This is a genomic window from Propioniciclava sp., from assembly GCF_036744435.1.
Lineage (GTDB): Bacteria > Actinomycetota > Actinomycetes > Propionibacteriales > Propionibacteriaceae > Propioniciclava.
This window is the reverse complement of sequence record NZ_DAIOIA010000011.1, coordinates 1-26,264: the sequence shown is the minus strand read 5'-3', so window position 1 is coordinate 26,264 and position 26,264 is coordinate 1. Positions and strand designations below refer to the sequence as shown.

At 71.0% G+C, this 26,264-nt stretch carries 29 protein-coding genes; 16 read left to right on the top strand and 13 right to left on the bottom strand.

Annotated elements, in window-relative coordinates; translation table 11 throughout:
• The first annotated feature begins 103 nt into the window (after positions 1-103).
• Complete coding sequence (locus tag V7E09_RS02785) at positions 104-1,156, top strand: glycosyltransferase family 2 protein (protein WP_324511211.1); 1,053 nt, start codon at positions 104-106, stop codon at positions 1,154-1,156.
• Positions 1,157-1,227: 71 nt separating this feature from the next.
• On the opposite strand, the gene V7E09_RS02780 is transcribed toward V7E09_RS02785, so the two are convergent.
• Positions 1,228-2,139 (bottom strand): hypothetical protein, encoded by a 912-nt coding sequence (locus tag V7E09_RS02780; RefSeq protein ID WP_324511210.1) that lies wholly within the window; start codon positions 2,137-2,139, stop codon positions 1,228-1,230.
• A gap of 93 nt (positions 2,140-2,232) precedes the next feature.
• Positions 2,233-3,660, bottom strand: a complete 1,428-nt coding sequence (locus V7E09_RS02775; RefSeq protein ID WP_324522980.1) for an NAD(P)H-quinone dehydrogenase — start codon at positions 3,658-3,660, stop codon at positions 2,233-2,235.
• 72 nt (positions 3,661-3,732) lie between these two features.
• Here V7E09_RS02775 and V7E09_RS02770 point away from each other — a divergent pair, with 72 nt between their 5' ends.
• The 4 genes from V7E09_RS02770 to V7E09_RS02755 are packed head-to-tail and all read left to right on the top strand — an operon-like array spanning position 3,733 to position 7,776.
• On the top strand, positions 3,733-4,539 hold the full coding sequence (locus V7E09_RS02770) for a purine-nucleoside phosphorylase (RefSeq protein WP_324522979.1): 807 nt from the start codon (positions 3,733-3,735) through the stop codon (positions 4,537-4,539).
• Positions 4,539-6,188 (top strand): phospho-sugar mutase, encoded by a 1,650-nt coding sequence (locus V7E09_RS02765; RefSeq protein ID WP_324522978.1) that lies wholly within the window; start codon positions 4,539-4,541, stop codon positions 6,186-6,188. Before V7E09_RS02770 ends, V7E09_RS02765 begins: the two co-directional genes overlap by 1 nt.
• Positions 6,189-6,247: 59 nt before the next feature.
• Positions 6,248-6,754 carry a uridine kinase gene (locus V7E09_RS02760; protein ID WP_324511234.1) on the top strand — a complete coding sequence of 169 codons (507 nt, stop codon included), beginning with the start codon at positions 6,248-6,250 and terminating at the stop codon, positions 6,752-6,754.
• A 38-nt stretch (positions 6,755-6,792) separates the two neighbouring features.
• Positions 6,793-7,776: an NAD-dependent epimerase/dehydratase family protein gene (locus V7E09_RS02755; protein WP_324511206.1), complete on the top strand. Its 984-nt coding sequence runs from the start codon at positions 6,793-6,795 to the stop codon at positions 7,774-7,776.
• Between the two features lie 91 nt (positions 7,777-7,867).
• On the opposite strand, the gene V7E09_RS02750 is transcribed toward V7E09_RS02755, so the two are convergent.
• The 5 genes from V7E09_RS02750 to fabG all read right to left on the bottom strand — a co-directional run bounded on the left by V7E09_RS02750 (position 7,868) and on the right by fabG (position 12,005).
• Positions 7,868-9,079: an SPFH domain-containing protein gene (locus tag V7E09_RS02750; RefSeq protein WP_324522977.1), complete on the bottom strand. Its 1,212-nt coding sequence runs from the start codon at positions 9,077-9,079 to the stop codon at positions 7,868-7,870.
• A gap of 66 nt (positions 9,080-9,145) precedes the next feature.
• Complete coding sequence (locus V7E09_RS02745) at positions 9,146-9,613, bottom strand: NfeD family protein (protein ID WP_324511204.1); 468 nt, start codon at positions 9,611-9,613, stop codon at positions 9,146-9,148.
• A gap of 6 nt (positions 9,614-9,619) precedes the next feature.
• Positions 9,620-10,423, bottom strand: coding sequence for an ABC transporter ATP-binding protein (locus V7E09_RS02740; RefSeq protein ID WP_324511203.1), 804 nt, complete (start codon positions 10,421-10,423; stop codon positions 9,620-9,622).
• Between the two features lie 38 nt (positions 10,424-10,461).
• The gene (gene fabI, locus V7E09_RS02735; RefSeq protein WP_324511202.1) at positions 10,462-11,235 is read right to left on the bottom strand and encodes an enoyl-ACP reductase FabI; all 774 of its coding nucleotides are present in this window, start codon (positions 11,233-11,235) and stop codon (positions 10,462-10,464) included.
• Between the two features lie 50 nt (positions 11,236-11,285).
• Positions 11,286-12,005, bottom strand: a complete 720-nt coding sequence (gene fabG, locus V7E09_RS02730) for a 3-oxoacyl-ACP reductase FabG (protein ID WP_324511201.1) — start codon at positions 12,003-12,005, stop codon at positions 11,286-11,288.
• 42 nt (positions 12,006-12,047) lie between these two features.
• On the opposite strand from fabG, the gene V7E09_RS02725 reads away from it, so the two are divergent.
• The 7 genes from V7E09_RS02725 to V7E09_RS02695 all read left to right on the top strand — a co-directional run bounded on the left by V7E09_RS02725 (position 12,048) and on the right by V7E09_RS02695 (position 17,247).
• On the top strand, positions 12,048-12,377 hold the full coding sequence (locus V7E09_RS02725) for a DUF3099 domain-containing protein (protein ID WP_324511200.1): 330 nt from the start codon (positions 12,048-12,050) through the stop codon (positions 12,375-12,377).
• Positions 12,374-13,177, top strand: a complete 804-nt coding sequence (locus V7E09_RS02720) for an SURF1 family cytochrome oxidase biogenesis protein (RefSeq protein ID WP_324511199.1) — start codon at positions 12,374-12,376, stop codon at positions 13,175-13,177. The genes V7E09_RS02725 and V7E09_RS02720 overlap by 4 nt, the downstream gene beginning before the upstream one ends.
• A gap of 11 nt (positions 13,178-13,188) precedes the next feature.
• Entirely contained in the window at positions 13,189-13,947 is a 759-nt protein-coding gene (locus V7E09_RS02715) for an SDR family oxidoreductase (RefSeq protein WP_324511198.1), read from the top strand.
• 7 nt (positions 13,948-13,954) lie between these two features.
• The gene (locus V7E09_RS02710; protein ID WP_324522976.1) at positions 13,955-14,776 is read left to right on the top strand and encodes a putative RNA methyltransferase; all 822 of its coding nucleotides are present in this window, start codon (positions 13,955-13,957) and stop codon (positions 14,774-14,776) included.
• Positions 14,777-14,847: 71 nt separating this feature from the next.
• Entirely contained in the window at positions 14,848-15,399 is a 552-nt protein-coding gene (gene epsC, locus V7E09_RS02705) for a serine O-acetyltransferase EpsC (RefSeq protein ID WP_324511196.1), read from the top strand.
• 10 nt (positions 15,400-15,409) lie between these two features.
• On the top strand, positions 15,410-16,519 hold the full coding sequence (locus tag V7E09_RS02700; protein ID WP_324511195.1) for a carboxylate-amine ligase: 1,110 nt from the start codon (positions 15,410-15,412) through the stop codon (positions 16,517-16,519).
• The gene (locus V7E09_RS02695) at positions 16,516-17,247 is read left to right on the top strand and encodes a glutamine amidotransferase (RefSeq protein ID WP_324511194.1); all 732 of its coding nucleotides are present in this window, start codon (positions 16,516-16,518) and stop codon (positions 17,245-17,247) included. Before V7E09_RS02700 ends, V7E09_RS02695 begins: the two co-directional genes overlap by 4 nt.
• An 11-nt stretch (positions 17,248-17,258) precedes the next feature.
• On the opposite strand, the gene V7E09_RS02690 is transcribed toward V7E09_RS02695, so the two are convergent.
• Complete coding sequence (locus V7E09_RS02690) at positions 17,259-17,555, bottom strand: chorismate mutase (RefSeq protein WP_324511193.1); 297 nt, start codon at positions 17,553-17,555, stop codon at positions 17,259-17,261.
• A 50-nt stretch (positions 17,556-17,605) separates the two neighbouring features.
• Here V7E09_RS02690 and V7E09_RS02685 point away from each other — a divergent pair, with 50 nt between their 5' ends.
• The 4 genes from V7E09_RS02685 to V7E09_RS02670 are packed head-to-tail and all read left to right on the top strand — an operon-like array spanning position 17,606 to position 19,728.
• Complete coding sequence (locus tag V7E09_RS02685; RefSeq protein WP_324522975.1) at positions 17,606-18,052, top strand: diacylglycerol/lipid kinase family protein; 447 nt, start codon at positions 17,606-17,608, stop codon at positions 18,050-18,052.
• Positions 18,052-18,543, top strand: coding sequence for a diacylglycerol/lipid kinase family protein (locus tag V7E09_RS02680; protein ID WP_324522974.1), 492 nt, complete (start codon positions 18,052-18,054; stop codon positions 18,541-18,543). The genes V7E09_RS02685 and V7E09_RS02680 overlap by 1 nt, the downstream gene beginning before the upstream one ends.
• A gap of 10 nt (positions 18,544-18,553) precedes the next feature.
• Positions 18,554-19,321 (top strand): hypothetical protein, encoded by a 768-nt coding sequence (locus V7E09_RS02675; protein WP_324511191.1) that lies wholly within the window; start codon positions 18,554-18,556, stop codon positions 19,319-19,321.
• Positions 19,321-19,728, top strand: a complete 408-nt coding sequence (locus tag V7E09_RS02670; RefSeq protein ID WP_324511190.1) for a hypothetical protein — start codon at positions 19,321-19,323, stop codon at positions 19,726-19,728. Before V7E09_RS02675 ends, V7E09_RS02670 begins: the two co-directional genes overlap by 1 nt.
• Here V7E09_RS02670 and V7E09_RS02665 read toward each other — a convergent pair.
• From V7E09_RS02665 to mptB, 5 genes are all read right to left on the bottom strand, one after another.
• Positions 19,725-21,611 (bottom strand): penicillin-binding transpeptidase domain-containing protein, encoded by a 1,887-nt coding sequence (locus V7E09_RS02665; RefSeq protein ID WP_324522973.1) that lies wholly within the window; start codon positions 21,609-21,611, stop codon positions 19,725-19,727. The two genes, V7E09_RS02670 and V7E09_RS02665, sit on opposite strands and share 4 nt — an antisense overlap.
• A gap of 2 nt (positions 21,612-21,613) precedes the next feature.
• Positions 21,614-22,720 carry a GuaB3 family IMP dehydrogenase-related protein gene (locus tag V7E09_RS02660; protein WP_324511232.1) on the bottom strand — a complete coding sequence of 369 codons (1,107 nt, stop codon included), beginning with the start codon at positions 22,718-22,720 and terminating at the stop codon, positions 21,614-21,616.
• Positions 22,721-22,725: 5 nt separating this feature from the next.
• Positions 22,726-24,246 carry an IMP dehydrogenase gene (guaB, locus tag V7E09_RS02655; RefSeq protein WP_324511188.1) on the bottom strand — a complete coding sequence of 507 codons (1,521 nt, stop codon included), beginning with the start codon at positions 24,244-24,246 and terminating at the stop codon, positions 22,726-22,728.
• A gap of 70 nt (positions 24,247-24,316) precedes the next feature.
• Positions 24,317-25,210, bottom strand: coding sequence for a DUF1731 domain-containing protein (locus tag V7E09_RS02650; RefSeq protein WP_324522972.1), 894 nt, complete (start codon positions 25,208-25,210; stop codon positions 24,317-24,319).
• Between the two features lie 23 nt (positions 25,211-25,233).
• The coding region (gene mptB, locus V7E09_RS02645; RefSeq protein ID WP_324522971.1) for a polyprenol phosphomannose-dependent alpha 1,6 mannosyltransferase MptB at positions 25,234-26,264 on the bottom strand (1,031 nt) is incomplete at its 5' end.

Here is a 26,264-nt window from a genome sequence, read left to right as displayed (position 1 = left end):
TCCCCGTGAGCCGAGCGCGCGCCGGGCTGCGCACGTGTTCGGCTCCCGGTAGCCTGGACGCTGCGCCGCGCGACCGCCGGCCAGCCGCGACCGGAGGACCCTTGTGACCGACGACCATCCCTACCGTCAGCAGAAGGAGATCACCTTCGTCGTCCCCTGCTACAACTCGGCCGAGTACATGGATCACTGCATCGATTCGATCCTGCACGGGCGGGGCGACATCGAGATCATCATCGTCAACGATGGCTCGACGAAGGACGACACGGCTGCCAAGGCCGACGAGTGGGCGCAGCGCCACCCCGGGGTGATCAAGGTCATCCATCAGGAGAACAAGGGCCACGGCGGCGCCGTCATGGCGGGTCTGCGCGCCGCGTCCGGCGTCTACTTCAAGGTAGTTGACTCCGACGACTGGCTCGACCCGGTCGCGCTCAACCTGACGTTGTCGAAGCTACGACACTTCATCCATTCGGGCAGCCCGGTGGACCTGGTGATCGCCAACTACGTCTACGAGCACACCAACACGGGCACGCAGAAGGTCATCCGCTATCGCCGGATGATGCCGCAGAACCGGATCTTCACCTGGAACGAGATGGGCATCCCCTCGCCCGGGCAGAACATCCTCATGCACTCGGCGATCTTCCGCACCCAGGTGCTGCGCGACTCCGGCGTCGAACTGCCCGAGCACACCTTCTACGTCGACAACATCTTCGTCTACGTGCCGCTTCCGAGCGTCTCGACGCTGTACTACCTCCCGGTGAACCTGTACCGCTACTTCATCGGCCGCGAGGATCAGTCCGTCAACGAGAGCGTCCAGATCAGCCGACTCGATCAGCAGATGCGGGTCACCGACATCATGATCGAGGCCCATAAGCTCCCCGAGGGCGCCGGGAACCGGCACCTGGCCGGGTACATGGAGCAGTACCTGGGCCTCATCATGGCGGCCTCATCGATGTTCGCACTGCTGGAGGGTACCGAGAACGGCCTGCGGATGCGCCGCGAGATGTGGGAGCACGTCGACCGCGTCGATCCCCTCCTGAAGGGACGCCTCGGGCTGCGCCAGCCGCTGGTGCTCGCCGCGAACCTCCCCGGCCCGCTAGGCCGTGCCACCTCGCTGGCCCTCTACCGGCTCGCCCAGCGCATCTACAAGTTCAGCTAGCGAACGCGACAACGCCCGGACGGTGAGGACACCGTCCGGGCGTTGTCGCGTTGCAGGGGCGACCGGGAAGGTCAGCCCACCGACTCTGGCTGCGGCTCGATCGCGTCGTGGTAGGTCGGATGGAACCGGGTGAGGGACACCACTCCCAGGATCGCGACGATGCCGAGGGCCACCATGGCGATCGCCGGGCCCACCGTGATCCGGGACGCCTCCCCGAGCACCAGGAAGCCGAACGCCACCGCGACGACGGGGCTGGTGACGGTCATCGACCCCACGACGAGTTCCGCGGGCCCGGTCGCGTAGCCCTGCTGAATCATCCAGCCTGCGGCCAGCGCCCCGAGGATGAGAGCGACGACGATGCCGATGATGGCCGGCGAATAGGGCCACTGGTGGGTCCGGAAGTACTCGATGAGCGACTTCACCAAGGACGCCTCCAGGCCATAGAACAGGGCCCCGCCCGAAGACCAGAACAGGCTGCGCCACGCGCCGGGGCCCTTCGAGCCGAGCAGCCCGAACAAGATGGCGATCGCATAGACCACCAGGGCACCCCAGATGACGCGCTTGAGCACCAGGTCGGACTGCTCGCTGGCGTGCAGTCCCGTGATCACGGTGAAGGCCAGCGTCGCGACGACGGTGACGGCCACGGAGGCCTGCACCCGCTTGGGGATGCCGGTACGGGCCACCCGGGCCGCCAGCAGGATCGACCACGGGAACGCGAGGAGGCCGACCGGCTGCACCACGGAGACGGGAGCCATCAGCAAAGCGGTGCACTGCAGCAGGAAGGAGGTGCCCAGCAGCCCCAGGCCCAGCAACCAGCGGGGGCTGCGGACGGTTTCCATCAAGGCGCCGAACTGCATCCGCTTCTTGCCGCGATTCCCCTCCAGGTGGGAGTCGACCGCGTTGTGTTGGAAGTGCGCGGACAAGGCGAAGCAGAACGATCCAATGACGACGAGCGCGATGGCCAATGGGATGTTCTGGGTCACGGGAACCTACCGTAGCCAATCAGCGGCCACCTCCGGTGGTTCGACCCCCCGGAATCATCCCCCAGTCGCACATGGGGGAGTTGGCTCCACCCCTCAGTAGATGAGCGCTTCGTCACCAGCAGTCCCGTGCAACCGTCGCGCGGCCTCCCCCACAGAGCCCGACAGTGAGGGATACACGGTGAACACCTGCGCGAGTTGGTCGACGGTGATTTTGGCGCGCACCGCCAGCGACAAGGTGTGGATCAGCTCGCTGGCGTGCGGGGCGACGATCACCCCGCCGATCACGATGCCGGTGGTGGGTAGGCAGAAGACCTTGATGAAGCCGTCCGTGAGGCCCTGCATCTTGGCTCGCGCGTTGGAGCCGAGTTGCAAGACGACTTCGCGGGCGCGCACGACGCCCGCGTCCACTTCGCCCTGGGTGACCCCGACGGTGGCGATCTCGGGGGCGGTGAAGACGTTGGCCGAGACGGACTTGAGATCCAGGGGCTCCACCGCGTCCCCCAGCGCGTGCCACATGGCGATCCGGCCCTGCATGGCGGCCACGGAGGCCAGGTTGAAGACCCCGGTGCAGTCACCGGCCGCGTACACGTCCCGCGCCGTCGTCCGCGAGACCCGATCCACGATGATCTGGCCGCCCGGCTTGGTCGCGATGCCCGCCTCCTCCAGCCCGAGCCCGTCGGTGTTCGGCACAGCGCCCACCGCCATCAGGACGTGGCTGCCCTCGATGGTCCGGCCGTCCTCCAACGTGACGACGACGCCGTCCCCGACGACCGTGGCGGCGACGGCCCTGGCCCGCGACATGATCGTCATGCCCGACTCCTCGAACACGGCCTGCAGGACGCGACCGGCGTCCTCGTCCTCGCTCGGCAGCACCTGGTTGCGGGAGGACACGAGCACGACGTCGACGCCCAACTCGTTGTAGGCGCTGGCGAACTCGGCGCCCGTGACGCCCGACCCGACCACGATCAGGCGCCGGGGAAGCTCAGTGAGGTTGTACATCTGCGTCCAGTTGAGGATGCGTTCGCCGTCGCAGGGCGCGTCGGGCAGCTCGCGTGGCCGCGCGCCGGTCGCGATCAGCGTGATGTCGGCGGGCAGGAGTTCGGAGGTGCCGTCGGCGTGGGTGGCCAGCACGGATTCGGGTCCGTCCAGGCGTCCGCTCCCCTCGATGATGCGGACGCCTTCGGCGAGCAGCCGCGCGCGGATGTCGGCCGACTGCTGTTCGGCCAAACCGACGATGCGGGCGTTCACCCGCGCCAAGTCGACCTTGATGGTGTCGGCGACCGTCTGAACCGTCGGGCCGCTGTGCTGCTTGGGGCACAGCCCCAGGTCGTCCGCACGGCCGATCTGGGACATCACCTCGGCGGTCGCGATCAGCGTCTTGGAGGGCACCACGTCGGTCAGGACGGCCGCGCCGCCCATGCCCCGCCGTTCGATCAGGGTCACTGCGCCCCCGAGTTGCTGCCCCACCAGCGCGGCCTCGTAGCCGCCTGGTCCACCCCCGATGATCACCACGTGCGTCATGGGCCGGATTCTCCCACGCGAGGCAGCACCCGGGCGAAGCGAGCCGTGCCCCCACGCCACTATGCTGCGGGGATGACCGAACAGCCTGATCCCTACGCGCTCGCTGCGGAGGCCGCCTCCTCCCTGACCCAGCGGTTGGGGGTCGAGAAGCTGGACGCGGCCATCGTGTTGGGATCCGGCTGGTCCACCGCGTCCGCCGGGCTGGGCGAGACCCTCGGCGAGGTCTCGCTCGCGGACCTGCCTGGCTTCGCTGCGCCGGTGGTCGCCGGCCACGGCGGCACCGTCCGGGCGCTGCGCACCCCGGCGGGCAGGGTCGTCGCACTGTTCACCGGTCGCACCCACCTGTACGAGGGCCGCGGCGCCCACGCGGTGGTCCATGGGGTCCGCACGGCGGCGGCGGCAGGCGCCGGGCGGCTCGTCCTCACCAACGGCTGCGGCGGCCTGAACCCGGCGTGGGGTCCGGGGACGCCGGTGCTGATCAGCGACCACATCAACCTCACCGGTACGACCCCGCTGGTCGGACCCCGCTTCGTGGACCTCACCCAGGCCTACTCCCCCGACCTGCGTGCGCTCGCCCTCGGCGTCGATCCCGGTCTCGACGAAGGCGTCTACGTCCAGTTCCACGGCCCCGCCTACGAGACCCCCGCCGAGGTGCGGATGGCCGGGGTGCTGGGCGGCTCCCTGGTCGGCATGTCGACGGCCCTGGAGACCATCGCCGCCCGCGAGGCGGGCATGGACGTGCTGGGCATCTCGCTGGTCACCAACCCTGCGGCGGGCCTCAGCGGGGAGACCTTGAACCACGCCGAGGTGATCGAGGCCGGAACCCGCGCGGTGCCCCGACTGCGGTCCCTGCTGTCCGGAATCCTGGAGGTGCTGTGATGCTGAACGACGACCGGCTGACGACCCTGCGCGCCTGGCAGGCCCAGGATCCCGACCCGGCGACCGTCGCCGCGCTGGATCATCTCATCGAACGTGCGGAGCGGGGCGACTCCGAGGCCGTGGCCGAGGTGGTCGACGCGTTCGCAGGACGCCTCGCCTTCGGCACCGCCGGGCTGCGCGCCGCCCTGGGTCCTGGCCCGAACCGGATGAACCGGGTGGTGGTCTCCCAGGCCGCCGCGGGCCTGGCCCGCTGGCTCGTGGCCAACGGCCACGCGGGCGCCCGGGTGATCGTGGGCTACGACGCCCGCTACAACTCCGACGTGTTCGCCCGCGACACCGCCGAGATCCTCGCCGGGCACGGCCTCACGCCGCTGCTCACCGATCGTCACGTCCCCACCCCGCTGGTGGCGTTCGCGCTGGGCCACCTGGACTGTGCGGCCGGCGTCATGGTGACGGCCTCGCACAACCCACCGCAGGACAACGGCTACAAGGTGTACGTGGGCCGCTCCCAGATCGTGCCGCCCACCGACGCCGAGATCGCCGCGCAGATCGACGCCGTCGCGGCGGAGCCGCTGGCCGACATCCCGCGCTCGGACGCCTACTCACTCGTCGGGGACGACCTGGTGGACGCCTACGTGGCCCGCGCCGCCTCCCTGGTGACCCTCGACGCTCCCCGGGATCTCGTCTGGGCGTACACGCCTCTCCACGGAGTGGGAGCCGACGTCGTCGCTCGCGTCCTCGCGGCGACCGGGTTCCCCGCCCCCGCCCTGGTGGACGCCCAGGCGCTCCCCGACCCGGCCTTCCCGACGGTCGCGTTCCCGAACCCCGAGGAGCCGGGCGCCATGGATCTCGCCCTCGCCCTGGCGGCAGAGGTGGGCGCCGACATCGCCATCGCGAACGATCCCGACGCCGACCGGTGTGCGCTGGCGGCCCCGTTCGACGGCACCTGGCGGATGCTCAGCGGCGACGAACTCGGCTGGCTGCTCGCCGATGACGCGCTCGCGCGCGGCGCGCAGGGCACCTACGCGTGCTCCGTGGTGTCCTCGACGCTGCTCTCGGCCATGGCGGCGGCGGGCGGACAGCCGTTCGCGATGACGCTGACCGGCTTCAAGTGGATCGGCCGCGTCCCTGGCCTGGCGCTGGGCTACGAGGAGGCCATCGGCTACTGCACCGATCCCGACGCCGTGGCCGACAAGGACGGCATCTCGACGCTGACCCGGCTGCTGGCCTTGGCAGCCCGGCTCAAAGCCCAGGGCGGCACGGTCGCGGGTCGGCTGGACGACATCGCGCGTCGGTTCGGCGTCCACGTCACCGCACAGTTGTCCTTCCGGGTGGCGGATCTGTCCCTCATCGGCGACGCGATGGCGCGGCTGCGGGACCGGTTGCCCGCGGCGCTCGCCGGGGTCGCGGTGGAGGCGTCGGATCTGAACGACGGCTGGCACGGGTTGCCGCCTACCGACGGCGTCCTGTTCGAAGGCGCCGGGGTGCGGGCGGTGGCGCGCCCCTCGGGAACCGAGCCCAAGCTGAAGGTGTACCTGCAGGTGAACCTTCCGGCCGAACGCTCGGCCGACCTGGCGGCGGCGCGCGCGCACGCGTCCGCGACGATGACGCAGCTCAAGGCCGACATGACGGCCGCCTTGGGCTTGTGACCCGGCTCGTCCTGCTCGCCGGGCCGTCCGGCGGCGGCAAGTCGCGGCTGGCCAGGCTGGTGGGGGCACTGCCCCTGCGGCTGGACGACTTCTACCGCGACGCCGACGCTCCGGGGCTGCCTTGCGCGCACGGCATCGTCGACTGGGACGACCCGGCGACCTGGGACGCCGTGGGCGCGCTGACGGCCCTCACCGGGCTGCTGCAGGACGGCGCTGCCGTCGTGCCCACCTACTCGATCGCGCAGTCACGCCGCGTGGGGGAACACACGGTGGAGGTCGGGGCGCACCAGCTCATCGTCGCGGAGGGCATCTTCGCCCTCGACCTGCTGCCGCTCATCCGCGAGGCGGGGCTGCCGGTGTGCCCGCTGTACCTCGACCGCAATCGCTGGCTGGTGGCGGGGTTGCGGCTGCGGCGCGACCTGGCTCAGCATCGTAAATCCCCCCGCGTCCTGCTGCATCGGGGCTGGGCCTTGCTCCAGGCCCAGCCGGCGCAACGAGATCGCGCCCTCGCCGCAGGGTTCCGGCCCCTCACCATGCGCGCGGCGCTGGCCGAGCTCGCCGACTGACGCAGCCCACGACCAGGCGGGGCTGGCACAATCGGGCCATGCGCATCCTGATCACCGGGGGAACCGGCACCATCAGCCGGGCGGTCGTGGCCGTCGCCTGCGCCGCCGGTCACCGGGTGACCGTGCTGAACCGCGGCACCCGCGAAGCGGTGCCCGCCGGGGTGGAGCACCTCGTGGCCGACGCCCGCGACGAGGCGGCCTGGTCGGCGGCGCTGGGCTCGCGCACCTTCGATGCGGTCGTGCAGTTCGTTGCCTTCACCCCCGACCAGGTGGAGCGCGACCTGCGCGTCCTGGCGGGACGCACCGGGCAGTACGTGCTCATCAGCTCGGCCTCGGTGTACGCCAAGCCGGTCACCGACCCGGTCATCACGGAAGACACGCCCGTGGGAAACCCGTTCTCGGCGTACGCCCGGGACAAGATCGCCTGCGAAGCCGTCCTGCGGGGGCGTGACGACGTGCCCTGGACGATCGTTCGTCCCAGCCACACCTACGGGGAGCGCGGTATCCCCGTGAACCTGCACTTCGGCCGGCCGTGGGCGGTGGTGTCCCGGCTGCTGCGCGGCGAACCGGTCCTCGTCCAGGGGGACGGCGAGTCGCTGTGGACGTTCACCTGGAACGAGGACTTCGCGGTCGGCCTGCTGGGACTCCTGGGGAATCCTGGGGCACGGCAGCGCACCGTCCACATCACCTCCGACGAGTCGCTGACCTGGAACCAGGCCTTCGCGACGCTCGGCGAGACGCTCGGGGTCACCCCGCGGCTGGCGCACGTCTCCACCGCAATGCTGGTGGCACTGCGTCCCGACCTGGAAGCGTCGTTGAGCGGCGACAAGTCGAACACGGTCATCTTCGACACCAGCCTGATCCGGACGCTGGTGCCTGGCTTCACCACACCGACCCGGTTCTCCGACGGGCTGGATCGATCCTGGGCGTGGCTGCGCCAGCACCCCGAGGCCCACGAGGAGGATCCCGCGTTCGACGCCTTCTGCGACGGCGTGGTGGCCAGGATCCACGCCTGGGCGTAACGCCAAAGACAACGCCGGGGTCACCGTCGAAACGATGACCCCGGCGTCGATGCGCGTGCGCCGGGCCCCGAGGGCCGTGATCCTGGGCGGCTCAGTTCTCGGGTTCGACGGCCCGCTGCGGGGCGGTACCCCCCGGCTCGGGGGCAGCAAAGCCCGGGTGCCCCTCGGCCGTCGCCGTCCCGGCGACGAGTTGCTCGACGGGGCCCAGGGCGGCACCGGGTGCCAGCGCGTTGACCGGAGCACCCGCGTCGCCGTGCTCGATCCGCTTGGCCTCCTCGATCGCCTGCTGCACCTGAGCCTGGGACTGCGCCTCCTCGGCCCGCTTCGCGTCGGCGATCTCCGCGAACACGTCCACCCGCTCGGGGGCGGTGAAGCGGCTTGGGTCCGCCTGCGTGAACGACTTCACGGCATCCCCGACGGGGCCGCCGAGTCCCTTCAGAGCGTCGTTGAGCTCGCTGGGGATGATCCACACCTTGTTGGCATCCCCCTTGGCGAGTTCGGGCAGCATCCGCAGGTACTGGTAGGACAGCAGAGCCTGATCCGGCTCGGCGGCGTGGATCGCGTTGAACACGGTGGTGATGGCCTGGGCCTCGCCCTCGGCACGCAGCATCGAGGCCTGCCGATCGGCCTGCGCCCGGAGAACGGCGGACTCCCGCTCACCCTGGGCGCGCAGGATGCTGGACTCCCGGTCACCGGACGCGGAGAGGATCTGCGACTGCCGCTGGCCCTCGGCCAGCAGCACCTGGGCTCGCTTCTCGCGCTCGGCACGGGCGCCCTTCTCCATGGCGTCGCGGATGGTGGCGGGCGGCTCGACCGAACGCAATTCGACTCGGTTGACCTTGATGCCCCACTTGCCGGTGGCCTCGTCGAGGACCGTGCGGAGCTTCTGGTTGATGTCCTCACGGCTGGTGAGGGTCTCCTCCAGGTCCATGCCGCCGATGATGTTGCGCAGCGTCGTCTGCGTGAGCTGCTCGATGGCCTGGATGTAGTTCTGGGCCTCGTAGGCCGCCCGAACCGGGTCGACGATCTGGTAGTAGATGACGGAGTCGATGCCGACCATCAGGTTGTCCTCGGTGATGACACCCTGGGGCGGGAACGGGACGACCGCCTCGCGCATGTCCATGGTGTAGGCCACCCGGTCGATGAACGGGAAGATCAGGTGCAGACCGGGGTCGATCGTGCTGTGGTACTTCCCCAGCCGCTGAATGATGCCGAGCTGTTGTTGCTGAATGACGCGGACCGACAGTGCCAATGCGACGCCGACGACGGCGAGGATGACGATGGCGAGGATCACGAACTCCATCCCGACTCCTTCTTTAGGGTGTTTCCCACACCCTAGCGAGTCGCCGCCACCCCGGCCCAGGTTCGGTCAGCCCCCGCTCAGGGGCTTGTGTCGCGGCTGTACCACGACGGTCAGCTCGTCCACCTCGATGATGTCGACCTCGGTCCCTGCGGGGATCGGATCGCCGTCATAACTGCGGGCCGACCACGTCTCGCCATTGACGTTCACCTCACCGCCCGCGGCCGTGATCTCGCCGGTCGCTCGACCGATGCTGCCCAGCAACTGCTCGAAAGTGCTGCGGTAGCCGGGGCCCCGATGCAGTCGCTTCAGCACCTGAGGCCGCAGGAAACCCAGCAACGCCACGGACACCACGGCCGCGACGAGGATCTGCAGCCAGAGCAGGGCCGGGAAGAACAGGGCCACGCCGGCCCCGGCCAGGGCCCCGCCCGCCAGCATGAGCAGCGTCATGTCCAACGTGAGCATCTCCGAGACGGCCAGGCCGCCCGCGGCGACGAGCCACAGCGTCCAGAAGTTGGCCTGCACCCACTCCCACATGGCGGCTCAGCTCCCCGTGGGGGCGGCGCTGCGGGCGCGCGCCGACCAGCGGCCGTCGGTCTGGGTGATCTGCAGCGGCAGGTCGAAAGCGTCGCTGAGCAGGTCGTCGGTGAGCACCTCCGCGATGGGTCCGGCGGCGACGATGCGGCCCTGCTTGAGCAGCAGGGCGTGCGTCATGCCCGCGGGAATCTCCTCCAGGTGGTGCGTCACCAGCACGGTTGCGGGTGCGTGCGGGTCGGCGATGATCTCCCCCAGCGTCGCCACCAACGACTCCCGCCCGGCCAGATCCAGGCCCGCGGCCGGTTCGTCCAGCAGCAGCAGTTCCGGATCGGTCATCAAAGCGCGGGCGATCTGGACGCGTTTGCGTTCGCCCTCGCTGAGGGTGCCGAACGTCCGCTTGCCCAGACGCTCGATGCTCAACTGGCGCATCAGCGCCCCCGCCCGCTCGAAGTCGGTCACGTCGTATCGTTCGGTCCACCGGCCCACTACCGCGTAGCCCGCCGACACGATCACATTGCCGACCGACTCCGAGCGAGGGATGCGTTCGGCCAGTGCCGCAGAGGTCACGCCGATGCGCGGGCGCAACTCGAAGACGTCCACCGCACCCAGCACCTCGTCGAGGATGGCGGCCCTGCCTGCGGTCGGGTGCAGGTTGGCCGAGACCACTTGCAGCAGCGTCGTCTTACCCGCCCCGTTCGGGCCGATGATCACCCACCGGTCCGCCTCGTCGATGACCCAGTTCACCCGATCCAGGAGCGTGGCCTTGCCACGGACGACGGTGACGTCTGCGAGTTCAACAACCGGTGCCATGACTTCAACCTACCGGCCCGACAGCACCTGCAGGAGGTTCACGCGCCCGTTGAATGCAGCCCGCCGTCGACGTGGATCAGCTCGCCGGTGGTGGCGGGGAACCAGTCCGACAGCAGGGCCACGACGGCCTTCGCGGTCGGGGTGGCGTCGGCGGCGTCCCACCCGAGCGGAGCGCGCTGCGCCCAGATGTCGTTGAAGGAGTGCGATCCGGGGATGGCCTTCTTGGCGATGGTGTCGACCGGCCCGGCCGCCACGATGTTGGAGCGCACGCCCTCGGGACCCAGGTAGCGGGCCAGGTAGCGCGAAGCGGACTCCAGGGCCGCCTTCGACACGCCCATCCAGTCGTAGGCGGGCCAGCTGACCCGCGCGTCGAACGTCATCCCGACCACCGAGGCCGACTCTCCGAACAGCGGCTTGCAGGCCATCGTCAGGGATACCAGCGAGTACGCGGAGATGTGCACCGACGCCGACACGTCCCCGAAGGGAGTCTCCAGGAAAGCGCCGCCGAGCGCCGTCTCCGGGTTGGCGAAGGCGATCGAGTGGACGACGCCGTCGAGTCGTTCGACGCCCTCGGCCCGCAGCACGTCCGCCAAGCCAGCGAGCTGATCCTCGGAGGTGACGTCCAGATCCAGCACCGTCGGGACCGGGTCGAGCCGCGTCACGACGCGGTTGGTCAGGTTCAGCGCCCGGCCGAAGTTGGAGACCAGGACGCGGGCCCCCTCCTGCTGGGCGATCTCCGCCACCTTGTAGGCGATCGAGGACGTCATCGTGACACCGGTGACGAGGATCGTCTTCCCGTCGAGGATTCCCATGGCTGCGCTCTTCTTCCTGTGGTGCGTGGGCGTGTGGTGACTGATCGGGCTCAATGGCCCATGCCGAGGCCGCCATCGACGGGGATCACGGCCCCGCTGATGTAGCCGGCGGCGTCCGAGGCCAGGAACGTGACCGCGGCCGCGACTTCCTGGGGCTGTCCCAGGCGACCGGCGGGGATCGCAGCCTGGTAGCCGGCGACCGTCGCCTCGGGGAGCTCGGCGGTCATCCGAGTCTCGATAAATCCGGGCGCGACGACGTTGGCGGTGATGTGCCGCCCGCCCAGCTCCCGGGTCAGGGAGCGGGCCATGCCGACGAGTCCGGACTTGGTCGCCGCGTAGTTCACCTGACCGGGAGAGCCGTACAGGCCGACCACGGACCCGATGAAGATCATGCGCCCCCAGCGGGCGCGCAGCATGGCGCGCGAGGCCCGCTTGGCGACGTTGAAGGCGCCCTTGAGGTTGACGTCGACGACGGCGTCGAAATCGGCGTCGGTCATGCGCATCAGCAGCGTGTCCTTGGTGATGCCCGCGTTCGCGACGACCACCTCGACCGGGCCGTGCGCCTCCTCGGCCTGGGCGAACGCCGCGTCCACGGAGGCGGGGTCGGTGACATCACACACGATCCCGAGCGCTCCCTGGGGGGCCGCTCCGCTGGTGCTCGCGGCGGCCACCGTGTGCCCCTGTTCCAAGAACGCCTCGACGATCGCCGCTCCGATGCCGCGGGCTCCGCCGGTCACCAGAATGCTGCGTGGTTGCTGCTTCACCCGCACACCGTATCGTGCGCGGTTCGCGGGCCGGGTTAGGCTGACATCATGGCTGGACGTGGGGCGGAGGATCGCCCGTCGGTGATCACCGACGCGCGCATCGGCAGGACGCTCTCCACCGAGCAGCGCATGCGCCGCTACCTCATCACGATGGGGTTCCGGGTGGTGGCCTTCTTCGCCGCCGTCCTCAGCCCGGCGCCCCACAACCTGATCTTGTTCCTCGCGGCGGCGCTGCTGCCCGGTCTCGCGGTTCTGCTGGGCAACGCCGCCGACAACCACGCCGCCCCGGTCGCCCGCCCGCCGGAGGCCGAGCGGCCGCCGGAATTGACCACGGGCGATGTGGTCCCCGGCGATGTGGCGGAGGGCGATGCCGCGTGAAGAGAGTGTGGTTGCGCTGGGCGTTGATGGGCCTGTTCGTCGTGGCCCTCGGGTTCACGTTCGTGAGTCTTGGACAGTGGCAGTTGGACCGGCTCGAACAGCGCCGTGACCGCAACGCCAACGTGGTCACCCACGAGCAGGCGGCCGTGGTCTCCTTCGAGGACGCCTTCTCCCACGTGATCACCGAGCAGGATCAGTGGCAGCGCGTCGAGGTGAGCGGCACCTTCCTGGCTGATTCTCAGCTCCAGGCGCGTTACCGCTCCCACAACGACGAGACCGGCTGGGAGCTGGTCACCCCGCTGGTCACCACCGGAGGCCAGGTCGTCTTGGTGGATCGCGGCTTCGTCGTGCGGCCCGCCTCACAGGACTTCCCCAAGGTGTTCCCCGCCCCGCCCGCCGGGGAGGTGCACCTGGTGGGGTACGTGCGCCGCAACGAGCAGGGCAGCACGAACGCCATGACGCCCACCGAGAACACGGTGCGGCTCATCAACTCCGACGCGATCGCACCGTGGCTCGGCCGTCCGCTGGTCAACGGCTACCTCAGCCTGATCACCGTGGAGCCCGGCCAGAGCGAGGAACTCATCCCCGTGACGCCCCCCGAGCTCACCGAGGGTCCGCACCTGTCCTACGCGTTGCAGTGGTTCTCGTTCGCCGCGATCGCCGGCTTCGGCCTAGTGGTGCTCATCCGCAACGATGTGCGCGACCGCAAGAAAGCCAAGGCGAAGGCCGCCCGGGCGCGGGCCGACGGCCTCCCACCGCAGTCCCCACCGTCCGACACCGCCGCGAACAACAACGCCTAGGAGGCTTCACCATGGATCTCGGACTCGCCGGAAAGGTCTTCGTCGTCACCGCCGCTTCGGGCGGCCTGGGACGCGCCACCGCCGACCAGCTCGTCGCGGAGGGCGCCAAGGTGGTCCTGGTCGCCCGGCGCCCCGAGCAGCTGGAGGCTGCCGTCGCAGCGTTGGGCCCCGACTCCGCGATCGGGCTGGCCCGGGACCTGAACGAGCTCTCCTCCGCCGCCGAGGCCTGCGCCCTCGCGCTCCAGACGTGGGATCGCCTCGATGGGGCGATGATCAGCGTCGGAGGACCCGCCAAGGGAGGCGTCCTCACCACCCCCGACGCCACCTACGCCGCGGCCTTCGACTCCGTCGTCGTCGCCGCGATCCGCACCGCCCGCGAGGTCGTCTCGGCCGCCACCGGCCCCGTCACGCTCGGTTTCGTGCTCTCGACCTCCGCCAAGGAACCCCTCGCCGACATGGCCCCCTCCAACGTCACGCGCCCCGGTCTCGCGCTCCTGATCCGGGAGCTGGCCGACGAGTTCGGGGCCTCCGGGTCGCGGGTGTTCGGCCTCATGCCGGGCACCATCCAAACCGACCGGATCAACTGGCTCGCCGCCCAGACCCCCGACGCGGAGGCAGCCGTCGCCGCGATGGGGCTCGCCGCCCCGATGGGTCGCGTCGGGCAGCCGGCCGAGTTCGGCCGGGTCGCCGCCTTCCTGCTGTCGCAGGCCGCCTCGTACGTCACCGGCTGCATCGTGCCCGTGGACGGCGGGCGCCTGCGCGGGCTGTGATCCTCCGGTGAGCTTGGCCGCCGCAGCCGGGCTGCTGTCGTGTCCGTCCTGCGGGAACCCGCTCGACCTGGACGACCACGGCGCGTCCTGCAGGGCCGGGCACCGGTACGACGCCGCGCGCCAGGGCTACCTCAACCTGCTCGGGGGGCCGCAGCCCGGCAACGCCGACACCCCGCCGATGGTGGCTGCCCGCGCCCGGGTCCTCGCCTCGGGCGCCTTCGATGCGGTGGACGACGCCTTGGCCCGCCGCGTCGACGACGGCGTCACGATCGCGGACATCGGCGGCGGGACCGGACACCACCTGGCACGCCTGCTGGAGACCCACCCGGCCGCGCGCGGCGTCAGCCTCGACGTGTCCGTCCCCGCGGCCAAACGCGCCGGCCGCGTCCATCCCCGCGCCGCCGCCGTCGTCGCCGACGCGTGGGCGGCCCTCCCGCTCCGCTCGGGACGCTTCGACGTCGTCACGTGCGTGTTCGCTCCCCGCAACATCGCCGAGTTCGCCCGCATCCTGCGGCCCTCCGGGCTGGCGCTGATCGTCACCCCGGACAAGGAGCACCTGGCCTCCCTGCGTGCCCGCGAGGGACTGCTCGACATCGAGGAGGGCAAGGCCGACCGGCTGCTGCGCAGCCTCCATGGCCGGTTCGACGCCGTGGCACGCCATCGGGTGCGGGCGCCGCTGGACGCCGACGCCCCCTTGGCCGCCGACCTGATCGCGATGGGCCCCAACGCCTTCCACGGTCATCACGGCGACGTCGCCGGAGTCCTCACCGAGGTGGCAGTCAGCGTGTGGGTGCTGCGCCGCCCCGGCTCCGGCGCGCCACACGACTGAGATGAACACGGCTGTTTTCCGACGGACGGGTAGGTTTCCCCACAAGCGTTGACCGCCCGAAAGGAACCAGCATGGCCACCCCGTCTCTTCGTGCCGTGTGGCAGCGCGCGGATGAAGACCTCGACACGGCCCTGCGCGAGGATCCCGCGGCCGTCAACAAGCTCGAGATCGCCCTGCTCTACCCCGGCGTCCACGCCATCTGGGCGCACCGGGTCGGGCACTGGCTGTGGACCAGCCGTCCGACCGCTCGGCCGCTGGCCCGCCTGCTCTCTCAGGTGGCCCGGTTCCTCACCGGGGTGGAGATCCACCCCGGCGCCGTCATCGGCCGCCGGTTCTTCATCGACCACGGCATGGGCATCGTGATCGGCGAGATGGCGGAGATCGGCGACGATGTGCTGATGTGCCACCAGGTCACCCTCGGCGGACGCAGTCGTGGCCGGTTCAAGCGCCATCCGACCATCGGCGACGGCGTCCTGCTGGGGGCGGGAGCGAAGGTCATCGGTCCGATCACCGTCGGAGCGGGCTCGAAGGTGGGCGCGAACGCGCTGGTCGTCCACGACATCCCGCCGAACTCGGTGGTCACGGGGGTCGTGGCCAACACGCAGTCGGATCCGGTCGCCTAGGTCGGCCATCATGAGCCCCCTGGACTTCACTCCCTCCGCCCGCGGCTCGCTCGGGGTGGAGTGGGAGGTCGCCCTCGTCGACACCTCGACGCGGGCGCTGGCTCCCGGCGCTCCCGCCACGCTGGCGCGGCTGGGTGCCACCAAGGACGGTCCCCTCCGCGGGGAGTACCTCACCTGCATGGTGGAACTCGTCACGGGCGTCCACGCGACGGTGGGGGCCGCCGTCGCCGAACTGCGCGGTGACCTGGAGCGGCTGTCCGGCGCGGCCGACGCCGAGGGGCTGGCCGTGTACGCCGCGGGCACCCATCCGTTCAGTCGCGCCGCCGACGTCGAGGTGGAGCGCGGACCCAGTTACGACACGGTCGCCGAGCGCAACGCCTGGTGGGGACGCCGCATGCTGATCTGCGGGACCCACCTGCACGTCGGGGTACCGGACCGGGACCTCACCCTCCCCCTCGTCCACGGCCTGACCCGGCTGTCCCCGCTGCTGCTCGCCCTGACGGCGTCCAGTCCCTTCTTCGAGGGCGAGGACACGGGCTTCGACTCCCAGCGCACCATGCTGTTCCAGCAACTGCCCACCAACGGGCTCCCTCCGGACGTGCCCGACTGGGCCGCCTTCGAGTCGTACTACGAGCAGGTCTCCGCGGCCGGGATGGTCTCCAGCCCCTCGGAGATCCGCTGGGACGTGCGCCCGGCCCCCAAGTTCGGCACCGTCGAACTGCGGGTCACCGACACGTCCCCCACGCTGACCGAGATCGGCTGCCTCGCCGCCTGGACGCAGTGCCTCACCGAACACCTCATCGTCGGGGAGCAGACCGGGACACCGCTGCCTCCGCTGGCGCCCTGGTTCGTGCATGAGAACAAGTGGCGCACCGCCCGCTACGGCCTGGAGGCTGAGGTCATCACCGCGGACGGACCGGTGCCGATGCGGGAGCTGGTGGCCTCGTGGCATGCCCGCCTCGCCCCGCTGGCCGAGCGGCTCGGCTGCCGAGACGACCTCGATCACGCGCTCACGCTGAGCGCGCACGGCAACAGCGCCACCCGGCAGCGGGCGGCGGCACACTCGGGACTACTCGGGGTCGTGGATGCGGTGTGCGCCGAGACGAAGGAGGATCTATGAAACCGTTCCTGCACGTGTCGGTGCGCGACCACGACGGTGCCGCCGAGGCGGAGTTCCAGACCCTGCTCACCTTGACCGGGCTGCCAGGCGGCAGCCTCATCCAGGTGCGCGCGGAGCAGGCCCCGCTGCCCATGATCGACCCCGACGACTTCGCGGGCGTCATCATCGGCGGCGGGCAGTTCAACGCCTCCGATGAGGACAAGAGCGACACCCAGGTGCGTGTCGAAGCCGACCTGGGCCGCCTCGTGGACGCGGCACTGGCCGGCGGCGTCCCCTTGCTGGGGTTGTGCTACGGGCTCGGGGTGGTGACCTCGCATCTGGGCGGCGTCGTCGACCGCCAGTACGGCGAGGGGGCTGGTGCCGTGGCGGTCACCCTGACCGAGGCCGGGCTCGTCGACCCGCTGTTCGAAGGGCTGGCCCCCAGCTTCCGGGCGTTCACCGGGCACAAGGAAGCGTGCGCCGAACTGCCACCGGGGGCCGTCCTGCTGGCCAGCGGCACGGCCTGCCCCGTGCAGGCATTCAGGGTCGGCGAGAACGTGTACGTGACGCAGTTCCATCCCGAACTGGACGCCGAGCGCCTCGTGGCCCGCATGGCGATCTACGCCGACGCCGGCTACTTCGACCCGGCCGACTTCGAGACCCTGTCGACGCAGGCCCGGTCCTCCGACGTGGGCGACCAGCCCGCCTTGATCCTGGCGAACTTCGTCGCCCGCTTCGCTCAGGCCTGACGCGGCCGGCGTCAGCCGCGGGTGTCGCGAGCGATCTGCTCGTGGTGGCGGACCACCTCGGTGACGATGAACGCGAGCAGCTTCTGCGCGAACTCGGGATCCAGGCCCGCCTCGTCGGCCAGCCGCCGCAGGCGGGCGATCTGCTGCTGTTCGCGCGCGGGGTCGGCCGCGGGCAGGCCCTTGGCCGCCTTCAGGTGCCCGACGCGCTGGGTGACCTTGAACCGTTCGGCCAGCAGGCAGATCAGGGCCTGATCGAGGTTGTCGATGCTGGCGCGCAGTTCCGTGAGTTCGGCGGGCAACTGGGTCATGCCCCCACCCTAGCGGCGGACCGGTCCCCGACCCGGGCACAATGGGACGCGTGAGCGAGGCCGCGTCCGGGACGCTGTGGGCGGTGATGAACCCCGCCGCCCGAGGCTACGCCGTGATGCGTCGCGTCCTCGAGTCCGCTTGCCGGGACGCGGGCCTGCCCGCCCCGATCGTCGCCACCACCACGGTGGACGCCGACGGCTATCCGCAGGCCCGCGACGCGGTGGCCGCCGGGGCACGGGTGGTGGTGGTCGCCGGCGGCGACGGCACCGTCCGGGAGGTGGCGCGCGCGGTCGCCGGCACCGGCGTCGAGCTGGGGATCCTGCCGATCGGCACCGCCAACCTGTTCGCCTACAACCTGCGGCTGCGGACCCGCAAGCCCCTGCTGGCCGTCGACCGAGCGTTGTTCGCCCCCGCGCGGACCGTCGACATCGGCTGGGGGAGGTCACCCCCGAGGGTGCGGTCGGGGCCCCCACCGCGGAGCGCCCGTTCCTGGTGATGGCAGGCCTGGGCCACGACGCGGCGACCGTGGGCACCACCAGCCCACGGCTCAAACGGCACCTGGGGTGGCTGTCCTACCTGGCCAGCGGCGCCCGGCATCTGTTCGCGCGTCCCCTGGCGATGCGGGTCTCCCTCGACAACGCCCCCGGTCGCCGGGTGCAGACCTGGACGCTGCTGGTGGCCAACGCGGGCACGATCCCCGGCGGAATCGAGGTGTTCCCCGACGCCGTCCCCGACGACGGGTTGCTCGACGTCATGGAGCTTCCGCTGCGCACCCGCGCCCAGTGGGGGCCGGTCGCGTTCGCCGGGCTGACCGGGCACCGGCTCGACACGACGGCGCTTCGCTACACCAAGGTGCGCACCCTGTGGGCCGTCCCCGACGATCCGGCCCCCCTCCACCTCGACGGCGACGACGTCGGACCCGTCGCCGACCTGCGCATTCGCGTGCAGCATGCCGCGCTGCGCGTGCGCGCACCTGCCGGTTCCTAGACTGGCGCGCGTGCCGTTCAACCTCGACCTGCTCACCGCCCTGCTGCGGGGCCACACCGACCGCGACGACGAAGCCGCCGTGCTGTCGCTGCTGCGCCAGGCCTCCGACCCGGACTTCGATCACGCGCTGGCCAGCGTCGACGCCGCCGAACTGTTCGCCAGCCTGGACGATCGTCTGCTGGGCCCCGATCACCGCACCGCCTTGCGCAACCTGATCCTGGAACGGCTCGAGGCGCTGTCGGTGCCCGCTTTGGCCAACGTCGTGTACGGGCTGCAAGCCGGGCACACCGACGGGGCCGACGCCGAGACCATCGCGGCGGTGTTCCTGGCGGTGGGTGGCGAGCAACTCACCGCCGTGAAGAACGCCATCAACAACCGGCCCGACCATCACGACCTGGAGGAGCTCGTCTTCGCCGACATCGCCGATGAGGAGGTGCGCGCGACCATCTTGGCCCACATCGCCGCCGAGTCGGTCGGGGTGCACCCTGGCGAGGCAAAGGTCTTGTGCGACATCGACGACACGGTCGCCGCGGCCCTGCACGACCGCCGGTTCCCGCGCGGCACCGTGTATCCGGGCGTCCTGGCGGTGCTCGACGCCTTGGACCGCGGCCCCGAGGATGCGGCCTACTCGCTGGGCGACCTGACGTTCGTCACCGCCCGCCCCGGCGACCTGTTCGGACTCATCGAGAACCACACCCGTGCCACCCTGCGACGGCCGGCATCGCCTCCCACAGCGTCCTCACCGGCACGTTCGCCGCCCTCGCGAGCCACGACCTGATGGCGGCTCGCAAGATCGCCAACATCGCCCACTACCGGCAACTGTTCCCCGAGTACCGGCTGGTGTTCATCGGCGACTCCGGGCAGGGCGACGTCACCGTCGGGGAACTCGTCCGGGAGCGCTTCGCCGGCTTCGTGGACGCCGTCCTGATCCACGACGTGGTGGACACCCCTGCTGCCGTGCGCGCCGAACGGGCCGAACGAGGCATCGCGACGTTCGACACCTATCTGGGTGCCGCATTGCTGCTGCGCCGGGCAGGGCTCATCTCCGCGGCCGCCGTGGCGCGCGTCCACGAGCAGTCGGTCGTCGCGCTCGACGCGATCGTGTGGGACTCCCCCGAACAGGAACGCCGGGCTCGGGACGCCTTCGCCGCCGACGTGGCCCGGCTGACCGCCGCCGACGACTAGCCGTTCGCTGCCTCCAGGAACGCCACCACCAGCGGCTCGGCGTTCGTCGTCCCGCTGGAACCGTCTTCGGTGAACGCCGCGACGGCCAGGTCACCCTGGATGGCGATCATCCAGCCGTGATACCGGACCGGGGAGCCGTAGCTAGCCGTGCCCGTCTTGGCGCCGACCGCGTCCCCGGGCACCGTGGCGAGTGCCGCGTGACCTCCCTCGGTGACCACCGCGCGCATCAGCGAACGGAGCGCGTCAGCCTCGTCGGTGGCGAGCGGGACGGCCGGGGTCCCGGGCTGCTGCCCCGGCTCGGGAACCAGCACGGGGGTGACGGTGTGGCCTGCGGCCACGCTGGCCGCGACGGTCGCCATGCCCAGCGGGCTGGCCAGCACCTGCCCCTGCCCGATCATGGAGGCGGCGTGGGCGGTGCCGGACGCATCCTCGGGCACGGAGCCGAGGAAGCCGGGAAGCACGATCTGGGCGCGAGCCGTGAGTCCCAGGCTGCCCGCCGCCGTGACGAGGTCGGCCTGGCTGACCGTGTCCCGGGCGTTGAGGAACGCGCTGTTGCACGAGTACGCGAAGGCGGTGTGGAGCGGCACGTCCCCCAGGGCGGTGCGGGGATAGCCCTGCCAGTTGTCGAATCGGTACCCGTCGACGACCGCGCCGTCGGTGCAGTGCACCAGGGAATCGGCGGTGGCGCCACCGCGCAGCATGGCCAGCGAGGTCACCACCTTGAAGGTGGACCCGGGGGCGTACTGCCCGAGGGTGGAGGTGGAGAAGCCCTGCGACCCGGGCCCGACCGCAGCGGTCAGGATGGCTCCGTCGGAGGGCCGGATGGCGACCAGCGCGCTGGCGGGACCGACGCCCGCCAGGATCGACTCGGCGGCCTGCTGCAGGTCGGCGTCCACGGTGGTGACGACATCGGTTCCGTTCAGCGGCTCGACCGAGAACAGTTCCGTGGCGCGGTTGTCGGCGTCGACGCGATCGATGACGAACCCGGACAGACCAGCGAGCACATGGTTGCGGGCCTCCTGCAGGCCACCTCGCCCTGCCAGATCCCCGGCTCGGATCGTGCCCGCCGACGCGTCCACCTGCTCCGCGGTGGCCTCCCCCACCACCCCCAGCAAGGGCCGGGCGAAACTGGAGGTGCGCCCTAGCGGGAACGTCGTGGTGATCGCGCGCACTCCGGCGAAGTCGACGGCGCGGAGCGCCAGCTCCGACTCGGCCGGGTCACCGCGGCGCAGGACGCGCGCCTCGACGAAGGCCTTCGAGCCGGCGCCCTCCACGCGGGCCACGTAGCGGTCGGCGTCGATCCCCATCAGGTCGGCCAGCGTCCGCGCGCTCGCCAGGGCCGACTCCGGGGTGGTGAGCGTCTTGTCGATCCCCACCCGATAGGCGGACGTGTTGCCCGCCAGGATCTCCCCGCCCTCCCCGAGGATGGCGCCGCGCACCGCGGAGAGCCGCGTGGCCCGCAGCCGATCCGTCGTCTCCAGCCCGGGCGCGACGAGCGCGGGCGTGAACTCCGCTGCCCAGTCCGGGCCGTCGGCACGGTGCAGCCGCAGCAAGGTGGTGTACTCCCACGGGTCCTTGCCCGCGTGGATCTCCCAGCGCCAGGTCAGGTCAGCTCCGAGCGCGCCATCGGCCTGCGACGTGAGTTCCCCGACCGTCACCTGAGGACGCAGGGCTCCCATGCCGCTGTAGATGCGGGTCAGCTCCGCGGCGGCGCCGGGGGCGGTGAACCAGGCGTCCTGCAGGGTTCCGGAGGCGAGCCCGGCCGCGACCGAGTCCGCCCGCTCACGGGCGCGGGCACCGGGAAGGTAAGCGAACCACCACACCAGCCCGCCGGTCGTCACCAGCAGGGTGACGGCCACCACGAGCGCGAGCCCGCGCCTCATGGTCAGGCGTGGACGACGATCTCGACGCGCTGGAACTCCTTGACCTCGGTGTAGCCGGTGGTGCTCATCGCCTTGCGGAGCGCGCCCACGAGGTTCATGGTGCCGTCGGGCACATGCGAGGGACCCTCGACGATGGCGGCGAGGCTGCCGACCCGGCCCACCCGCACGCGCTCGCCGCGCGGCAGGCGCGGGTGCCAGGCCTCGGGACCCCAATGCCAGCCCTTGCCGGGGGCCTCGGTGGCACGCGCGAGCGGGGTGGAGACCATGCAGGCGTCCGCGCCGCAGGCGATCGCCTTGGCCAGATCACCGGAGCGCCCCAGCGCGCCGTCCGCGATGACGTGGACGTAGCGACCGCCGGACTCGTCCATGTAGTCGCGGCGCGCGGCGGCGACGTCGGCGATGGCCGAGGCCATCGGAACCTCAACACCCAGGACGTGCCGGGTGCGGCCGGTGGCGGCGCCGCCGAAGCCGACCAGGACGCCAGCAGCGCCGGTCCGCATCAGGTGCAGGGCAGCCTGGTAGGTGGCGCAGCCACCCACGATGACGGGGACGTCGAGCTTGCGGATGAACTCCTTCAGGTTGAGGGGTTCATCGGAGGCCGACACGTGCTCGGCGGAGACGGTGGTACCGCGGATCACGAAGAAGTCGACGCCGGAGGACTCGACCACGGAGGCGAACTCCTGGGCCCGCTGCGGGCTGAGCGCCCCGGCGACCGGAACCCCCGCGTCCCGGATCTCCTGCATCCGCGCCCGAATGAGCTCCGGTTGGACCGGGGCGGAGTACATCTCCTGCATCCGCCGGGTCGCTGCGACAGCGTCACTGATCTCGGCGAGCTCGTCCAGCAGCGGCTGCGGGTCGGCGTAGCGCGTCCACAGCCCCTCCAGGTTGAGCACCCCCAGCCCACCCAGCTTGCCGAATGCGATGGCGGTCGCCGGCGACATCACCGAGTCCATCGGCGCGGCCACGATCGGGAAGTCGAAGGTGAGGGCGTCGATCGTCCACGTGAGCTTCACGTCTTCGGGGGTGCGGGTGCGTCGCGTGGGGACGATGGCAATGTCGTCGAAGCCGTACACCTGGGTGGCGCGCTTGGCGCGTCCGATCTCGATCATGTCGCTCACTTAGCTGAATAGTTGGGGGCTTCGACGGTCATCTGAATGTCGTGCGGGTGGGACTCGCGCAGACCGGCGGAGGTGATGCGGACGAACCGGCCGCGTTCCTGCAGCTCGGGCACCGTGCGGGCGCCGGAGTAGAACATCGACTGCCGCAGCCCACCGATGAGCTGATAGGCCACCGCGGCCAGCGGCCCCCGGTAGGCGACCTGCCCCTCGATGCCCTCGGGGATGAACTTGTCATCGGTGGTCGCCGAGGCCTGGAAGTAGCGGTCGGAGGCGAAGCTGCCGGCCTTGCCACGCGCCTTCATGGCGCCCAGGCTGCCCATCCCCCGGTAGCTCTTGAACTGCTTGCCGTTGATGAACACCAGCTCGCCGGGGCTCTCCTCGCAACCGGCCAGCAACGAGCCCAGCATGACGGCGTTGGCCCCGGCCACCAGGGCCTTGGCGATGTCGCCGGAGTACTGCAGCCCGCCGTCGCCGATCACCGGCACTCCGGCGGGCTTGGCGGCGCGAGCGGCGTCGTAGATCGCCGTGACCTGCGGGACGCCGACGCCTGCGACGACGCGGGTGGTACAGATGGAGCCGGGTCCGATGCCGACCTTCACGGCGTCACCGCCCGCCTCGACGATGGCCTTGGCGCCTTCGTAGGTGGCGACGTTGCCGCCGATCACATCCACGTGGGCGGCCAGCGGCTCGGCCTTCAACCGGCGGATCAGATCCATCTCGGAGCGGCTGTGGCCATGCGCGGTGTCGGTGACCAGCGCATCCACGCCCGCCTCCACGAGCAGCATGGCCCGCTCCCAGGCGTCCCCGAAGGTGCCAATGGCCGCCCCGACGCGGAGGCGGCCTTGCGGATCCTTGGTGGCCAGCGGGTACTTGTCGGACTTCACGTAGTCCTTGAGCGTGATCATGCCGCGCAGGATTCCGTCGTCGTCAACCAGCGGCAGCTTCTCGATCTTGTACTGCCCCAGCAGCTTCAACGCGTCCTCGGACGAGATGCCCGGGTGCCCGGTGACGAGCGGCATGCGGGTCATGACCTCGCCCACAGGGCGGTTCGCATCGTCCTCGAAGCGCATGTCGCGGTTCGTGATGATGCCGACCAGGTGGCCCTGATCGTCCACGACCGGGAGACCGGAGACCCGATACGTGCCACACATTTCGTCGACCTGACCGATGGTCGCATCCACGGTGGTGGTGATGGGCTGATCGACCATGCCCGCCTCCGAGCGCTTCACCCGGTCGACCTGGGCGGCCTGCTCCTCGGCGGTCATATTGCGGTGCAGGATTCCCAGCCCGCCCTGACGCGCCATGGCGATGGCCATGCGGGACTCGGTGACGGTGTCCATCGCCGAGCTCATCAGGGGGATCCGCAAGGTGATCCGCCGGCTGACCTGCGTGGTCGGGTCGACGTCGGCGGGGATGACGTCACTCTCGTTGGGTTGCAGCAGGACATCGTCGAACGTGAGCCCGAGCGGCGCGAACGGGGCCGGGACCCCTGCCGCCGTCAGATCGTCCAAAGCCATGCCAACCCACTTTCCGCTCGACGCTGGTTCACGCCGCAGTCTACGCGTCTGCAGCGGGACGCCGGCCCGATCAGCCCTGGGCGGACGCGGGCCCGGCCGCCTGCGCGAGAGCCGATTCCAGATCGGGGTAGCGATAGGCGAACCCGACGTCGAGGAGGTGCTGCGGGACGGCGCGGGCGCTCGCCCACCACAACTCCTGGGCCGCGTCGGCGCCGAACCTGGCCCGCATCACCCAGTCGGGCACGGGCAGCGGCACCCGGCGCCGCTGGACGCGCGCCCAGGTCGCCACGAACTCGGCCTCGGTGGTGTCGGCGGGGGCGACGATGTTGAGCGGTCCTTCGGTGCGGTCGCCCAGCAGCAGCACGACCGCGTTCACCCAGTCCGTCAGGTGGATCCAGGGAACGTATTGACGTCCGGTACCGACCCGCCCCCGCAGCCCGTGCTCGCGGCGGGCCAGGTAACCCTGCCCTTGGGCGAGGATGGCGGGGGTACGCAGAAGGGCGGTGGGCACGGGGCTGTGGCGGGCCGCCGCCTCCCACATCCCGATGGCCTGAGCCAGGAAGCCCGACCCTCGCGGGGAGTCCCCCGTGCGAGGCTCGGCCCCCGCGTCGGCGTAGAACCTCGTGGAGGACAGCGTCAACAGTCGCTGACATCGGCCGTCCGGATCCAGCATGCTGACGACGCTGAGCGTCCCGGTGGCGCGACTGCCGCGCAGTTCCTCCTTGACCGCGGGCGACCAGCGTCCAGTCATCGGACTACCGAACATGTTGATGGCGGCGTCCACATCGCTCAATCCTGGGCCGTCGATCAAACCGGCCAGCGGATCCCAATGCCGCCGCTCGACGCCAGGGGGAGCCGCGTGCGGCACGCGTTCCAGCAACACCACCTCGTCGCCGCGCTCCAGCAGGGCCTCGGCGAGCCCGCCGACCAGGTGAGGGGGCCCTTCGGTGACGGCGACACGCATGCGGGCGAGTGTAGACCGGCTCGTCACCCTCCGTGCCACAAAACGGTCTGAACGGCGTTCCAGGTGACGAAGGCCATCACAAAACCGGCCACCCAACCTCGCTGCCGGGTGGTGAGCGGCACCAGCCCCAGCAGGGCCAGGCTCCACGGGAAGTACCACGGGTGCATCGACTGGCCGAGGATGGCCACGGCGAGCGACCCCCACCCGACCGCGGCCACGGGTCGGTCGCTGAACCGGACCACCACCCAGGCGAGCACCGCCAGCAACACGAAGTTCGACGCCACCCCGACGACCGCCCGGAATCCGGCGGGGTCGGCCCCCAGTGCCGCGACGGCATCCCCGCCCCACGCCGACAGCAGCGCGAAGGGAGCGGGTGTCCCGGCCGATCCCATCAACGACAGCCAGGCGGTCCAGCCGAATCCCTTGCCCGTGACGAGGCTGAGGGCGACGAAGGTGGCGACGGCGATCGCCGTGACCGCGGCCGTGCGCCGACCGTAGGGCAACAGCCGGGCGGGCAGCGGGGTGGCACGCAGCGCGGCCAGGATGGGGAGGCCTGCGACCGCCAAGACGGTCAGGCCGCCCTGCTGCTTCAGCGCCATCGCGACGCCGACGAGGACGGGCCCGGCCAGCCACACCAGCAGGCGTCCCCGCCGCGTGTCTCCGGCCTGGATCCCGACGACGGTGGCGTAGATGGCCAGTACGGACACGCCGGCCATCAAGGCGTCGTTGTGCGCACCCCCGATGAAGTGGACGGCCACCAGCGGATTCAGCACCCCCCACCACCAGGCCCGCCCCGCCGCGTCCGGGTCGTTCGGCGTGAGGAAGCGGGCGATCCGCGGCCCGCAGGCCGCGATCAGGGCGACACCGAGGAGGGCGGGGATCCGGAGGGCGACGATCGACCAGTAGGCGTGGTTGCCGGTGGCGGCGACCACGACCTGATTCACCACGAGGCTGAGAGCCGGATACGCGACGCCGTGTCCACGCCAGAGCGAATGGACAGACTCGCCGAACGGGCCGAACGCCGACCCGAGCCCGTGCCGGTAGACCGAACCGC